Origin of the sequence: Paenibacillus sp. 1781tsa1, from assembly GCF_024159265.1 — a bacterium.
In the GTDB taxonomy this organism is placed as follows: Bacteria; Bacillota; Bacilli; order Paenibacillales; family Paenibacillaceae; genus Paenibacillus.
Map to the genome: position 1 here is coordinate 4,788,949 of NZ_JAMYWY010000001.1, position 14,978 is coordinate 4,803,926.

15 protein-coding genes, 1 tRNA gene and 2 pseudogenes are annotated in these 14,978 nt (G+C 43.6%); 3 read left to right on the forward strand and 15 right to left on the reverse strand.

The genetic code is table 11. The features are described from left to right. Window positions 1–153 precede the first annotated feature (153 nt). Window positions 154–1,449 carry an MFS transporter gene (locus NKT06_RS21570; RefSeq protein ID WP_253439152.1) on the reverse strand — a complete coding sequence of 432 codons (1,296 nt, stop codon included), beginning with the start codon at window positions 1,447–1,449 and terminating at the stop codon, window positions 154–156. Between the two features lie 177 nt (window positions 1,450–1,626). Here NKT06_RS21570 and NKT06_RS21575 point away from each other — a divergent pair, with 177 nt between their 5' ends. Beyond that, window positions 1,627–3,102 carry an aminotransferase class I/II-fold pyridoxal phosphate-dependent enzyme gene (locus NKT06_RS21575; protein ID WP_253442690.1) on the forward strand — a complete coding sequence of 492 codons (1,476 nt, stop codon included), beginning with the start codon at window positions 1,627–1,629 and terminating at the stop codon, window positions 3,100–3,102. Between the two features lie 224 nt (window positions 3,103–3,326). On the opposite strand, the gene NKT06_RS21580 is transcribed toward NKT06_RS21575, so the two are convergent. From NKT06_RS21580 to NKT06_RS21605, 6 genes are all read right to left on the reverse strand, one after another. Beyond that, window positions 3,327–3,644, reverse strand: a complete 318-nt coding sequence (locus NKT06_RS21580; RefSeq protein WP_036614722.1) for a DUF1292 domain-containing protein — start codon at window positions 3,642–3,644, stop codon at window positions 3,327–3,329. 97 nt (window positions 3,645–3,741) lie between these two features. Beyond that, window positions 3,742–4,296, reverse strand: a complete 555-nt coding sequence (locus tag NKT06_RS21585; RefSeq protein ID WP_253439155.1) for a copper amine oxidase N-terminal domain-containing protein — start codon at window positions 4,294–4,296, stop codon at window positions 3,742–3,744. A gap of 199 nt (window positions 4,297–4,495) precedes the next feature. After that, window positions 4,496–4,696, reverse strand: a complete 201-nt coding sequence (locus tag NKT06_RS21590; protein ID WP_253439158.1) for a hypothetical protein — start codon at window positions 4,694–4,696, stop codon at window positions 4,496–4,498. 74 nt (window positions 4,697–4,770) lie between these two features. After that, window positions 4,771–4,950, reverse strand: a complete 180-nt coding sequence (locus tag NKT06_RS21595) for a hypothetical protein (RefSeq protein ID WP_017687398.1) — start codon at window positions 4,948–4,950, stop codon at window positions 4,771–4,773. Between the two features lie 112 nt (window positions 4,951–5,062). Beyond that, window positions 5,063–5,629, reverse strand: a complete 567-nt coding sequence (locus tag NKT06_RS21600) for a YdhK family protein (protein ID WP_253439160.1) — start codon at window positions 5,627–5,629, stop codon at window positions 5,063–5,065. A gap of 180 nt (window positions 5,630–5,809) precedes the next feature. Continuing rightward, window positions 5,810–6,229, reverse strand: a complete 420-nt coding sequence (locus tag NKT06_RS21605; protein ID WP_253439163.1) for an organic hydroperoxide resistance protein — start codon at window positions 6,227–6,229, stop codon at window positions 5,810–5,812. A 256-nt stretch (window positions 6,230–6,485) separates the two neighbouring features. Here NKT06_RS21605 and NKT06_RS21610 point away from each other — a divergent pair. Further along, window positions 6,486–7,696: pseudogene (locus NKT06_RS21610) on the forward strand (chromate transporter). Window positions 7,697–7,912: 216 nt separating this feature from the next. Here the strand turns inward: NKT06_RS21610 and NKT06_RS21615 are convergent. From NKT06_RS21615 to NKT06_RS21640, 8 genes and pseudogenes are all read right to left on the reverse strand, one after another. After that, window positions 7,913–8,599 carry a hypothetical protein gene (locus tag NKT06_RS21615; RefSeq protein WP_253439166.1) on the reverse strand — a complete coding sequence of 229 codons (687 nt, stop codon included), beginning with the start codon at window positions 8,597–8,599 and terminating at the stop codon, window positions 7,913–7,915. Window positions 8,600–8,601: 2 nt separating this feature from the next. Continuing rightward, window positions 8,602–9,600 carry a glycoside hydrolase family protein gene (locus NKT06_RS21620; protein ID WP_253439170.1) on the reverse strand — a complete coding sequence of 333 codons (999 nt, stop codon included), beginning with the start codon at window positions 9,598–9,600 and terminating at the stop codon, window positions 8,602–8,604. Beyond that, window positions 9,587–9,859, reverse strand: coding sequence for a hypothetical protein (locus NKT06_RS21625; protein WP_253439174.1), 273 nt, complete (start codon window positions 9,857–9,859; stop codon window positions 9,587–9,589). The genes NKT06_RS21620 and NKT06_RS21625 overlap by 14 nt, the downstream gene beginning before the upstream one ends. 172 nt (window positions 9,860–10,031) lie before the next feature. Next, a complete protein-coding gene (locus NKT06_RS21630) occupies window positions 10,032–12,242 on the reverse strand; it encodes a M1 family metallopeptidase (protein ID WP_253439177.1) in 2,211 nt (736 codons plus the stop codon). 225 nt (window positions 12,243–12,467) lie between these two features. Further along, entirely contained in the window at window positions 12,468–13,646 is a 1,179-nt protein-coding gene (locus NKT06_RS21635; RefSeq protein ID WP_367399899.1) for a recombinase family protein, read from the reverse strand. Beyond that, window positions 13,644–13,964: pseudogene (locus NKT06_RS31710) on the reverse strand (recombinase family protein); the annotation flags it as partial. The gene NKT06_RS21635 and the pseudogene NKT06_RS31710, both read right to left, overlap by 3 nt. A gap of 15 nt (window positions 13,965–13,979) precedes the next feature. Further along, entirely contained in the window at window positions 13,980–14,102 is a 123-nt protein-coding gene (locus NKT06_RS31715; RefSeq protein WP_301290078.1) for a hypothetical protein, read from the reverse strand. A 211-nt stretch (window positions 14,103–14,313) separates the two neighbouring features. Continuing rightward, window positions 14,314–14,385 (reverse strand) — tRNA-Val (locus NKT06_RS21640). 202 nt (window positions 14,386–14,587) lie between these two features. On the opposite strand from NKT06_RS21640, the gene NKT06_RS21645 reads away from it, so the two are divergent. Next, window positions 14,588–14,845 carry a hypothetical protein gene (locus tag NKT06_RS21645; protein WP_253439181.1) on the forward strand — a complete coding sequence of 86 codons (258 nt, stop codon included), beginning with the start codon at window positions 14,588–14,590 and terminating at the stop codon, window positions 14,843–14,845. The last annotated feature ends 133 nt before the right edge of the window (window positions 14,846–14,978 follow it).

The window sequence follows — 14,978 nt, forward strand, 5'->3', positions numbered from 1 at the left end:
CAGCTTTCCGCAAGCGCACAGGGGCAAGCCCCCGATTTTCATGTTATAAACATCCCAAATGCTGTTAACTTCTGTGGCGAGAAGGATAACCCGCCACATCAAAAAAGGGAGCTCCACAACCATGAAGGTTGACGGAACTCCCTTTTTTCTATTTTATTTGGCTGGAGCGGTGCGAAACGGATTACGGGATAACACAAAGTGCACTACGGCAAGTCCTGCCATGACGATGGCACTGCCAATGAATGGGGCCGGATGGCTAACATGGTCCCACAACAATCCGGAAACAATTGGACCTACAACCATGCCTGATCCCTGCAAAGTGAGGAAGAATCCCCAGATCGCTCCCCGCTCCCCTTTGGGAATCAGTGTGGCTACAAACGCATTCCAGGCGGGCAGAATCATGGCATAACTGACGCCCACCAGCATAACAACACCAAAGACTACCGGAATGGATGTTATGGAGGAAAATGCGAACAGACTTGCTGACGCCATCAAGAAACCAACGTTAAGGAACGGTTTCGTACCAAACCTGTCTACCATTTTACCTACAGGCAGTAAGGCAATAACGGTTATTCCACCCCCCGCAATCAACAACAGACTATACAGGTTGGGTGAGATATGCAGGTCTGTGCGTGTATATAGCGTGATTACTGGACTGAGCAGCCCAATGACAAACGACTGCATAAACAAGGCAGGATACACCAGTGGATTAACATTAAGCGTGCTGCGAACCCGCTGCAGTGTGCCCTTCACACTCTTCTGCAGCCGGATGAACGGCGTGAGCAAGTTCGGTTTGGCTGGATATTTCACATCTCGATTCTTCGCAGCTTGCTCGGCATGCTCCTCTCCTTCGACGATGACACGTCCAGGAAGAATCATGGCCACCAGAATAACGAGAATGGCACAACCCATCAACACAAGAAATATGGTGCGATAATCATGATGCGTACGCTCCAGCAACCAGTTCATGCCGACTGGACCAAGGCCTGTACCGCCCAGAGCGGCCATCTCCAGCGCCCCCATTGCTGTACCATTCTTGTTCTGTGGGCCTGACATCGCAGTCACTCCTGTCATGGCGCAAGGCCAGAGCGGTGACGTACCGATGCCAAGAATCAGACAGGCCATGGCCAGTCCAACGGCACTTTTGAGAAAAAGGATCATAATAACAGCGATTAAGGTACAGATTAGTGCTGTGACCATCGTTGCGCGGAACCCGATCCGTTCTGCTGCCCAGCCGGAAGGTGCCCGGAACAGATTATCGCCCAGATATTGAAGAGCAAATGCCACACCAATGACGCCTGCGGACAGACCCAGAATATTGTCCATATACACGGGCAAAACGGCTACCAACAGGGCTCCTTTGATAATTTCAACTAGAAAAAGTGTCAGCCACATCGCGATAAAAAATGGTGATCGCAAAATTTTGGCTGGTTTTGTATCAGTTTGCATTCTTTTTCCCCTTTCGGCGTTCATTTGCCTATTCCCTATCCTTAGTGTAACCGTGGGGAATGTGCCCAAATCTCGGCAATTTAAAAAATTGTCGATTATACCTGTTGCATTCGGGTCTTAATTTGCTATACTCATCTTTGTTTACCAATTTTATTAGGAAGGGTTGTGACAGCAATAATGAATCACCACCGTACGCCGCTGTTTACCGCTTTAAAAAATCATGCGGCACTCAATCCGGTACAGTTTCATATTCCGGGCCATAAAAAAGGATTGGGAGCGGATACCGAATTCCGTGAATTTATTGGCGATAATGCCTTCTCCATAGATTTGATTAACATCGCACCGCTGGATGACCTGCATCAGCCAACCGGTGTCATTCAGGAAGCACAGATTTTGGCAGCAGATGCCTTCGGAGCCGATTATACCTATTTTAGTGTACAAGGCACAAGCAGTGCCATTATGACCATGATTCTGTCTGTATGCTCACCGGGTGACAAAATTATTGTGCCCCGCAATGTGCATAAATCGGTTCTGTCCGCCATTATTTTCTCAGGCGCCAAACCCGTATTTGTTTCTCCTTCACAAGATGCCAATCTGGGTATTGACCATGGAGTGACTACACAGTCCATCCGTCGTGCACTTGAGCGTCATCCGGATGCCAAGGCATTACTTGTCATTAACCCGACCTATTACGGTGTGGTTACCGATCTGAAAGAGATTGTTGAGCTGGCACACAGCTACCAAGTCCCTGTGCTTGTTGATGAAGCACATGGCGTACTCATTCATTTCCATGAGGATCTGCCATTGTCTGCGATGGCAGCAGGTGCCGATATGGCTGCAACCAGTGTTCACAAGCTTGGTGGCTCCATGACACAGAGTTCCGTACTCAACCTGAACACGAAGAATGGATTCGTGAATCCACAGCGTGTACAGACGATCCTGAGTCTGCTCACCTCAACATCAACTTCATACATTTTGCTTGCTTCACTCGACACATCCAGACGCAACCTGGCACTCCACGGTCGTGAGATTGCACAGAAGGCGATTGATCTGGCCGATTTTGCCAGACGTTCGATTAACGATATGGATGGACTGTATTGCTTCGGTAAAGAGTTGCTGGGTACAGAAGCGACCTTCAATTACGACCCAACTAAAGTAACGATCCATGTTCGCCATCTGGGCATTACAGGGTATGAGACAGAGAACTGGCTGCGTGAGCATTACAACATTGAGGTCGAACTTAGTGATATGTACAATATTCTGTGTCTCATCACGCCAGGAGATACGGACGACAGCGTGGATATCTTGCTGAACGCTCTGCAGGATCTCTCCCGTACCTATTATCAAGTGAACCCGGCCCATGAACTGGTAGTCAAAGTGCCGGATATTCCACAGTTGATGTTGACTCCACGTGATGCATTCTACGGTGATACCGAAGTGATTCCGTTTAAAGAATCCGCAGGACGTATTATCTCGGAATTCATCTATGTCTATCCGCCAGGAATTCCGATCCTGTTACCGGGTGAGGTTATCACTCAAGAGAATATCGACTACATCATCGATCATGTCGAAGTTGGATTGCCTGTCAAAGGACCCGAAGATCGCAGCGTAACCAACGTTAAAGTGATCGTGGAAGCCGATGCCATTTTCTAAAACACCCCCTAGCGCTGAGCAGGGATAAACTTGAAGGGCCAAGCCTTACGCTTGGTCTTTTTTTATTTTGTCGGACAATTCATTTTATGGGACAAGTGAGTTTGCATTTTTCGGTCTATTTTCATCATTCGATAGGTCATGAACATACTCTTCCACCTCTTAAAAAAACAAACAAAAGACCCCCTGAAATCAAGGAGCCTTCATGTTATGTTCCAAAAGAATGACTATTCTTGTGATGCAACGAGTTCGTTGTAAGCCGCTTCAACGCGGTTCCACTCTTCTTCGTCTTCAATATTGTAGAGCACCATTTCCTCGTCTTCTTCTTCCATACGCAGGATGATGCCGTCAGCTTCAGGATTGTTACGTTCCAGCAGGAGCGCATAAACATGCTTCTCCACGTCAAACGTCTCCACCAAAACCATCTCCACGTCTTGGCCGTTCTCGTCTGTTAATGTGAGAAGGACTTCTTCATGCTCGTGGTCGTGGTCGTGGTCTTGCCCGCATCCGCAGCCATCGCCGTGTTCATGTGTGTGATCGCTCATTGAAATACCTCACTTTATAAATAGAAATTGTGTAACCTTGCATATCGTAACATGTTCAATGACCCAGGTCAATTTAACTCACAGGGTTATTTTCGCTTCAATCGTTCAGCGCTGTAATGATTTTCTCCGCTACCAGGACGTAGCTGCTGTTTGCATTTTCTTTAATATGAAAGCCGACTTGATACTTGCCGGCACGACTGAAATCGTACGTAAAATCGTATGTGCGGAACCAGAAGTTATCCTTCTGTGTCGTAAGCTCCTGGGACTGGATATCCTTCACCTGACCGCTTGGATTGGTAATCGTTACTTTCACCGCAGCTACATCTGCTGTCAGACTGTCCACTTGTGAAAATACATTGAATTTCAGCTTACCTACGTTAACGTTGCCAAATACAGTGTCTCCCTTGAAGAGAAAAATATGTACATTCGGTTTGATCACCGTTACTCTCTTGTTACTGCTATCCCACTTGACGACGCCTCCGGCTTCCCTTACGGGTACATAGGTCGTTCCATCAATGAGATAACCTCCATCAGCTGCTTCCTTGCCGTTAATGAGAACACGAATCTTCTCGTTCACCGAATCTGCAAACAATAAAGACCCGCCGAGCAAGGAGAATACCGTGACACAAAGCAATACTCGTTTCCATTTCATCCCGTCAATATTCCCTCCCCTGCTGCTAGCTGTTGTACATTTATACTGTAGATTCATCCACAAAGTTGCGCTGTTTTTCATCATTTTTCATTTTTTATCCAGAATTTTTTCCACCCCTTGGAATGCACAAATAGAGGCGATCCTCATTAAAGGATGCCTCTGTTCTATTATTGTTATAATTACGGAATTATACGAAGAGTTATGATGAAGTATGGCGGGTCAGGATACAGGGAACGCCCTTGCCTATAGCCCCATCAATTCGCATCCGCGCAGCGTAATCCATGCCTCGTGTACATGGTGTTTTACATCTCTCACATACATCGGAAGTGACCAACTTCATGGACACCCGAATTTTGTCACTCTTTAATGCGGGAGCTTTCTTTCCCTTTGCTTTTGCCATCCCGGATTCCCCATTTCCCCAAATGCTTACTGATGTAATGCATCATATGGGGATTCGCCCGGTTGTGTGTCTATTTAGAAAACGTATTTGAATAATAAAAATATGACAAGGAGGATACCTCCAAGAATGAGCCAGTTGCTGATTTCATACCAAATGCTCTTGCCTCCGGACAGGTATTTCTGTTCATTCTCCTGATGACGCTGACGGTGTGTATCGGTCTCAGAGCCATGGGGTGGTTTGCTAAAATCCATCATAAGTACATTCCCCCTTTCAGCAGTTTTGTGTAATCTTAATACCATTATAACCCATAATTGAGTATGAATTTGATTTTTCTGTATCAAAAGGGCTGTTTTATACAAATGGTCTCTATTGGATAGCAGTTAACTCTTCTTCTGTGACCCATTTGTGATTCTTAACCAAATCTCCCCCTGTTGTCGGGGTATAATCAACCATATATACCGTTGTCTCTTTAGCAGAATCAATTGTGGCCTTGGCACCCTTCATTCCTTTCATGTGATCAGCGCTCAACAGCACCTCGGAACCTGCCGCATACGGTTGTTCCTTATGGTCCTGTATTTCCTCATGGATAACCCATTTATGATTCTGTACGGGATCTCCACCTGTGGTTGGGGTATACGTCACTGCATATACCGTAGTCTCATATGCTCCAACGATCTTTGCTTTTGCACCCTTCATGCCCGACATGTGATCGGCACTCATCAACGCCTGGCTTCCTATTGGAAAGGTAGGATTGCTTTTCTCCCGCAGTCCTTCCGGTAGCTCTCCCGATTCAGAATGGTGCATCTCGCCTGCGGTGGTTGTATGACTGTCATCGTTACTTTCAACAGTCTGCCGAGTCTCCTTGCCACATCCACTCAAAACCAAACTGCTTGCGAAAATTATAGTCGATATAGTCAGTAAGTACTTTTTCATGTTTTGCACTCCTTTAATTCTATTTATACTACTCATTATACCCCCTATAGGTATATCACAACCATTATTATTGTTTTTTTCTGGGCAAGGTGTATCTTACTCGGAGCAAAATAAACCAAAAAAGCCTCACGATTTCTCGGAGGCTTCTTATCAAGAACAAATCATTTCAGTGATTACGCCTTACGCCAGTTCCACGTTAACATTCACGTTCCCTTTAATTCCTTTGGAATATGGGCAGTAGTCATGGGCAAGTTTCACAAATTTCTTTGCTGTCTCCTCATCCAGACCAAGAATTTTAACTTCCAAATCGACTTGAAGCTTCACCCCGTTATCCTCAGGATCCGTCACCAACATGACGGTTGCAGCTACAGTACTTCTCTCAATTTCAACTTTGTGTTTCTTTAACTGAAACTCCAGTGCGGAGTTAAAACAAGCACTATACCCTGCTGCAAACAATTGCTCCGGATTGGTAGCTGTCGTCACTTGTCCTCCCAGTTCAGGCGGTGCCGCAACATCCAACATAAACACGTTATCTGGGGATTGGACGATTCCTTGACGTCCACCTGTATTGATGACTGTTGTTTCATATAATGTTTTCATTTGTGAAAACTCCTTTAGTTGATTAGATTTATTTTGACTAAATTTCAATTTCCATTGTATCGCTAACAATTACATTGTACACAATTGAATTGTGTATGTAAATAGTTATTATTAAAAAATAATACAGTTTAATGCTGTGTTTAAATGATTAGCGATGATGAGGATTATCATTGTAGTCATCAGTAGAGGAAATGTATCCTTTCTTAACTGTCATCCATCGAATTGCCTAAGTCGAACTTAAGGAGGAATAACACGTTTGGAGAATAATTCATTTCTATCCCCGGACAAGCCCAAACATAAATCCAGGACACTCTATGAGGTGTTGGCTGTATCAACCAAACTCGGCCTTACTTCATTTGGAGGACCCATCGCTCATCTTGGTTATTTCCATGAAGAATATGTTCGCCGTAGAAAATGGATGGATGAACGAAGCTATGCAGATTTAGTTGCGCTATGTCAATTTTTGCCCGGACCTGCCAGCAGTCAAGTCGGGATTGGAATTGGTATCATCCGGGGCGGATTGCTGGGGGGGCTGATGGCTTGGCTTGGTTTTACACTTCCTTCTGTCATTGCGTTAGTCTTGTTCGCTTTTCTTCTGCAAGGATTTGATATCAGCAGTACTGGCTGGATTCACGGTCTGAAAATTGTTGCTGTAGCTATTGTCGCTCAGGCGATATGGGGCATGGGGCAAAAACTAACTCCTGACCGTTACAGGGCAACCATCGCTATCTTTACTGCAGCGGCGACTCTTGTGTGGCCAACTGCGTTCACTCCAATCCTTTTTATTGTTATTGCAGCGTGATAGGGATGGTTCATTTTAGTAAAATGACCGAGTTTAAAACAGTAGACTTGTCTGTCCCTGTAAATCGTAACTTGGCTATAATCTGCTTGGCTTCATTCTTCGGAATCCTGATTCTTCTCCCGTTACTCACACCCTTTGATCGTTCGGGGTGGCTGTTAATCTTTGATAGCTTCTACCGTTCAGAATCACTCGTATTTGGCGGAGGGCATGTTGTGCTTCCGTTACTGGAACGTGAATTCGTCCCTGCAGGTATGATCAACAAGTCCGATTTTTTGGCGGGATATGGAGCAGCACAAGCTGTACCCGGACCATTGTTCACCTTTGCCAGTTATTTAGGAGCGATGATGCGTGGCATTCCAGGAGCTTTGGTTGCAACGATCGCTATCTTTTTGCCAGCTTTCCTTCTGATCGTAGGCGCATTGCCCTTCTGGAATTCTTTATGCAAAAGCTCGAAAACTCAAGGTGCATTACTCGGAATTAATGCAGCCGTTGTAGGTATTTTGTTGGCATCGTTGTACGATCCGCTTTGGACAACTGCGATCCTAACTCCTGTTGATTTTGCACTGGTATGCATGTTGTTTCTAATGCTCGTTTTTTGGAAAGTACCACCGTGGATCGTTGTCGCTGCTGGTGCAGCAGGCGGTACAATGATGAACCTTCTCTAAATAAAAAAGGTACCCAAACACTGCACTTCTTTTTCAAAGCGTCAGGTGTTTAGGTACCCTATTACTGCCAGTAAGTTATTGACCGATCCAAGCAGATCATCTATTTTTCTCTTGGTCATTTCAATTCAAGTTTCGCAAATCCCAGCTTGGCGTAGTATGTTGCTACTCCCTTCCAATCAGGCTCCTTGTTTGTCTTCAGACTGCTCCCCAGTTTGATTAGTTACTCCAGATATCCACTTTCATCTGTGCACATTTGAAATACTTGGCCTCAGCCTTGCTTGTGGTGAGTTTCAACAGACATTGCAATTCTCCATGTTGGAACAACCCACCACTCAGGTCAGCAGCAACACCTCCATACTGATCATCCGCACCAAGCCACACGGAAGGTCTTTCGAACCCCGCCGAGAACTGTAACCCGGTGCAGAGCAGCACCGTCAGGTTCTTTCGATTCTGCGCCTCATCTCCCGCCACACCTTGGGTGGTGAAGAAAACCATGTTTTGCTTAAAATCCGTGTACGTTCCATCTGCTTTATAGGCTCGGACCATACCATACTTCTGATTAACGTTATGAAAAAAGGTGATGCCGGCCTTGCTATCCTTGGATTTAATGCCAACCTGAACTGATATTCCAATATTCCCGTTGAATTGTAGCGCTTCCAAAGTAATTGCAATTGCTGTTACTTTCGAGCTGTCAATCAGATGTTTCATTTTCAACTCTGCCGTCGCTCCTGCCGTGGCCGGTGTTGTAACTGTTATGGTTCCTCTATCAGGCAAGGGCTCAAACGTAGGGGTGCCCACCACCTCCACCCAATCCGGTAACGTTCCGTATAGAAAATCGGCCACAAGCTGTTTGTGGACCTTTCCAAAGGGCACAATCTGACCCGCTGCATCACGTATAATCATCTCTACACCCCCACCGAATAGGCTACACCGATATTATGATCGGTATTGTAATACACGTACACTACACCGTCCATAACGGACACCATCAAGGATTGCATGTTGGTCGTTTCCCAATTCAATGCCGGAAAATATATATCTGAAGGTTTGTCCAACAGTTGACGGAAGTCTGCGCTGATCTTGGCAATGGCAGGCCGAGCTACAGTCGTAACCCCACCTGAAGCATAAGCCGATAACATGCCCAGCCACCACATGCTCCCTTTGTACATAAATACACCTGCATTGGGTCTCGAAATGTTTTCTTCCGCTGATAAAGTCGCATCATTACCACCCATTAATGGTCTTGGATCAGCTAACCAGCTACGTCCGTCATGAGAATGCCAAATACATTTACGGCCAAAATCACCGCCGCCCATTACCGAGAAACCGATCCATTTGCCACCATTTCTAAAACACGAGAAGTAACCGGTATGACCATCACCTGGGAAACCGGGAGGTTTGTCCAAAATCAAACCCACTCTTGTCCATTGAATCATGTCTACAGAGGTTGCAAGTGCCGTCGATTGATTGATCCCAAGTCCGTTTTGTTGATAATACATAAAGAACAATTGTTCTTCATCGTTCCAGATCACAAATGGCGTTTCCGTCGAATTCCCCACCACAGTATCGAGATATACCTGTCCGTGTTTGGTCCATGGTCCTGTCGGGCTGTTGGAATACGCAAGTCCAATTCCACCGATACGATTATGGTTGGTAGAATACGTAGCATAATAATCTGCTTTCGCATCAGGGATAAGCCCCTTCACTTTGATTGCCCGAAACCAGTAGATCGATTGCAAACCCGCCATTGCTGCGGTATACATAGGATTGTCCATTTTTTTATCAAATTGAGGCGTGTACATGTGTCTGGATTCTGCATCACAATAGTCATAAGGTGCAATGGCCCTATTCGCCTTCATCGCTGCTTCGAGTGCTGCCTGAGCAATATTCTCAGTCATAGACATGGGAACTCAACTCCTTCGTGAACGGGGTATTACCCGTTACCGGTCGCGAATATAAAACATCCGAAGCGTTTATTAATAGGATTGAAAAATCAACAACATTACCCTCATTCGCAGCTGACTCCTGAGAAATACGAATGATAGGGCGAATTCTAGCACTATATGAATACGCTTTCATTTTAGTGATTCCTTTAATTCCTTTACCGTTGCAATCGGCCATTGTCCCTTTCATTGGTACGCCCGGATAATGTTGATCCTTCATATTAATCCCTCCTATTGTTTTCTCCCGATAAGTATATTCATGAAGTTACCTTTCTGTTAAAGCATTATGCCCATCTTGCAGCCTATTATTCTAAGTCTGGTTTTTCATAACAAGACTAAACAGGCTAACCAATAAGAATTGGCTAACCTGTTGAAGGAAAAATTTGTACTATTTACTCCGCAAAAAGTGAAGATATGGGATTCGCAACTTTTTTATCGGATTTCTCCTTGCCTTGGTTATCCAATACATAGTACTGGTAAAAGTCGTTAGTGAATCCGATAGACTCCTGTATTTTCAGCTTAAAAGCTTCAAATGCCGCGTCACTCAGATGATCCTCATTCCAGAAATAATGAAGCATCAATCGATTCTGGTTATAGGGATGTTTGATAACATATGCACCCGCGGCGAGAGGTTGATTCATGGTATTCTTCCAAGAAAAACCCGTCAGTTTCGTCCGGTCGATAATGTTGAATTTTAAAGCCTGCACCAATCCGTTTGACTTGGCATTGCCAATGACAATAAGGTTGCTGTTGCCGATCTCTTTTTTCATCTTTTGCTTCAGTTCCTTGCGATCCCGTATAATGTCGTATCTCATACCGGTCATATCAAGGAATCCGGTCAATTGATTTACCATATCTTCCTGCTGTTTAGTTGCAAGTTTACTCGCCTGATCGCTGAGCACAATGGTTAATTCCTCGCCTTGAAGGACTTTGTCCATCAATCGATTCATCACTTCATAAGGCAGATCAGGGATCATACCCATGACAGCCTGATATTGCGCTTGTAAGATATCATGCACATATGCAGCGGTCTCTTCCTGTGATAATTGGAATTCCGGCTTTAAGACAAAATCAGGCTGATATAGGGCTGTTTGCATTTCTGTGCGCACTTCCTTACCAAGCACATCTTCAATGGTTTGAAGAAGCCCCTCTATTGTTGCGTTTTGATATACGTAGCGTTTGAAATATGTTCTCATCAACTCGTCAAATTTCTCTTCACCGACAGAACGGTAAAGCTGATAGATCGCTTGTCGCCCCTTCTGATAATACACCAAACCTGCCAAATCCCCAGCTTCATCGTTTGTTGAGGCAATCGCCATATCTACGGGCGCTGTATCAAACTGTATGGATCTGAAACCATTTAATTTATCTCCCTGTTTCTCGGCAAAATACACCATCGAGAAATCGGCAAAGCCTTCATCCAGGAAGGATTCGGTCTCCGAGTTATTACCGATCAATGCATGGAACCACTGATGAGCTATTTCATGTACAAATGTTGTATCTTCTTCTGGAACGGCACTATCATGAATCTGTCCCATCTGAATGAGCCTCGCGTACTCCACGGCTACACCTTGCACATACGTCTCAACAATTCGGAACTCTGGATAGGGATACTTGCCATATTTCTCACTATAGAAATCAATGACCTTGAATGCCTGATTAATGTACCGGTCAACGATCTTTTTCTTGGATGGATCATCGTTGTAATAATAGTATTCAACCGTCAGACCGTTACGGGTAGCGCGTTCCACTTGAAGATTAGGACTTGCAAAGAAAACAAACTCTCTCGTATTCTCGGCTACAGCAGACACAATCTTACGTCCATGTTCTGAACTGTCTTGCGTGGTGATAGCGCCAGGCATGGCTACCTGATAATCATCAGGAACATTTAATTGAACTTCAAAGTCCGATGAGGTGTAATAATCGCTCTCAAATGTTCGACTATACGGTGCCTTGTTCCACTGATGTTTAACCTCGTCGTATACAGACATCACCGGGAACCAGTGTGCACCATTGATTATATCCTTGTAATAGGAAACTCGCTGTGAGCCATAAGGTATATTCAGATGAAATTCTAGTTGGAATACTACAGATTCGCCTGGTTTAACGGGTTCTTTCAACTGCACGGTCAACGCTTGGTTTTCCTTATGGAAATCCAGCGATTGGCTATCTGCTGTTACAGCCTGAATATCAATGCCGCCCAGAAAGTCCTCCGCTGTCTTCTCCGGATGATCTTCACTAATCTTTTCATTATTTTGTTGGAACATGTTCGCCTGTGTAGACTTGGACAGGTTCGCATCAGCATATGTATGCAGGACCAGTTGCTGGAGTGTATCCTTGCTTGTGTTGCGATACGTTACCTTCTCGCTCCCCTGGATCGTCATGTCTTTCTCATTCAGCCGAGCCTGGATCTGGTATTGAATTGGGGCATGCTCCAGAGAGTCTTTCTGTGTGTTATGCATCTTCGTAGATACAAGTGATGGGACTGCTTCCGCGGCAATAACCCCCATGTTGGCAAGTGGGCTTGTTGCTAGTATTAAGGCGAGTGTACCCGCGATCCCTACTCTGGCTAACTTTAATGTAAAAGAGTTTGGATAATTCATAAGTTCTCTCCTTCTCCTGTTCTATGTTGACCTCAGAACCAAGTATAGAAGACGAACCTTACGTTGAATTTATGTTTTATTTAAGTTTTGTTTAAAAAAGAGGAATGAAAATGAAGCACTCGGAAACGTATTCATGTTTGTATGTGAAAAAAGAAAAGAAGCCTTACATCGTAAGGCTTCCCGTGTATGATCTGTAGTGGGCTCGAACCACTGACCTCTACCCTGTCAAATAAGTGAGCTCTTGGTATCCTTTCTCTCTCTGTATAGATGACCGAGTAATTCTTTTATTCCAGCCTTGATTTCGACCGATATTTTATCTTTACTAATGTAGACTACCTCTAGCAATGTGCATAACATCATTTTCTTCTTTTCTGTAGAAGCTTTTGTAAACACATCCCGCCAAACTGGGAGATCATCTTTTAGAGTCTCCATCTCTGATATCTCCATTTTTTTGGAGAGTAACAATTTCTCTTGTTCCTTAATATCTTCAGAAGTTTTCTGAATTTCGTTTTCTTTTTTCTCGATAAGAGCATTGAGCATTTCTGGCTTGAATGCACTCTTACCCATTATAGCTTTTGGAACCTCAGCGTTTAATACCACAAGCTCCTCATAGTGCTCTTCCAGTAAATTTTGCATTGTTTTAATTCTTTCCTCTTCTTGATTAAAAACTTTCTTTTTTATCGATTCAATTTCCAATTGAAAATCTATCGTTCTGAGTTCACTTAAGTATACTTCCACGCTTTCTAAGACTTGTCTCTCTACCTTCTTTGAAGAAAATGTTGCCTGTCCATTACAATCCGTCTTTCCTTGCAATTTTCCACTACAACGATAACTTTTATTTTGATTGTATCGAACAATTTCTCCATTAGCTGCTTTGTATTTATTTACAAATGTAGTCGTAGTCAATCTAGAGTTACAACAACCGCATCTGGCTATTCCAGTTAAAAGTAAACTTCCCTTAGTGCTCATGGGAATGGAATTTTCATTTCTGTTCGGATTCTTAGGGTTCTTTTTATCCCTTACATCCTGTACAGTATTCCAATCCTCTTCTGAAACTATCATTAATTCAGGGATTGGTTTTGAAAATATATCGTCCCCTTCTTCTTTTCTGTACCTCATCACTCCTTTGTAGATTGGATTCTTAAGTATAACGTTTACTGTTGGAGCACCCCATTGTTTTGCTTTTCTTGTCGGAACATTTTTTTCGTTTAGAAGTTTAGCTATTCTTAATTGCCCGTATCCTTCTTCAAGCGCTAGTCGGAATATTTCTTTTACAATCTTTGACTCTTCTTCGTGCTTGCCCAGTTTTTGCATTACTTTTCCTTTTTTATTTACATTACCGGAATCAACACTTTTATACCCGTAGGGAATACCTCCTCCCCTGAAAATACCATCTTCGACCATCTGTTTATGTTTTTCATTGACACGGTCAGAGATTTTCCTACTTTCATCGCTTGACTGCCAGAATCTTAAGTAGTTGACCATCCGATCGGTGTTTGCTTCAATTTTTTGCTGTCCTTCTATTACAGACCACATTTCAACCCCTTTGTTTACAAACCACTCAAGTACGAAGGGGGTCTCATCATCTTTTCTTCCAAGCCTGTCAAACATAAATACCAACAAAACATCGAATAAGCCATTCTCTGCATCTTCTTTAGCCTGTTGAATAACATCACGCTTCGAGGCAGGTACTTTGAAACCTGACACCCCTTTTTCGGTATATTCCTTAACTAGCTTTCATTCATCTTGTTTCTCTACCATCTTCCTGCATGCTCGTTGTTGCATTGGAATATCGTTTCCATCCATCTGTCCTTTTGTGGACACTCGATATAGTGCTGCAACACGTTTTGTTTGTCCCATTCCATCAACCACCATATCTTTTTTCTGTATTATTTTTATCGATATCCGTAACTACTTTAACTGCTTAATTCAATCCAAATTATACCATTAAGTATATTTATTATCAACAAAAAAACCACCTACATATATTATCAGAGGTGGCCATAATGCTATATAAAAAAACAACCCCTCTTGAGATATAATTCTCAAAAGAAGTTGCCCTTTTTTCATATAGGACGAGTGGGGATCGAACCCACGACCCTTACCCTGTCAAGATAATGCTCTCCCGCTGAGCTATCGCCCTGTAATAAATAGGATGTATCCATCACGATCATAATGATCTTTAGCTGAGCTAACAGATCATGATATATAATTATTTCCCAATCAAGTAACAGTATCATATCAAGTAACCGTGTTCATTGTCAATGATTTATTTGGTTATAATTCACCCGAAATGGTGCACAATAAAGGAAAGATTACCATTTCTACAACGAGGTGAATTCCCTATGCGAAACTTAACAAAACGGTCAAAATCCAATAAATATACATTTACCAAATGCTTCTTTCTCTTCGCTGGGCTTACGATTCTCATTATAACCGCTACTGGTTGCGGGTTGGAGCGGGATGAACATACGGTTCAATTCCAACAGTTAAAACAACCCAATGAAAATGTTGAATCTCTGCCCGTCTGGCTGGACGTATACTCCAAATCTGTAATTCAAGATGTATATTCTCCGCGAGGAAGCAGTGAAGTTTTGCCGTGAAGGTTAAGAGGTGAATTACTCATCTTCATCCCACTTGCGTGAGTATGCTTTCTTCGTAACGTAATACAACAGAGTAATCATTCCCGCCGACATTAGCAATGTAATTACCATGATGCCTGTCATACCCATCACT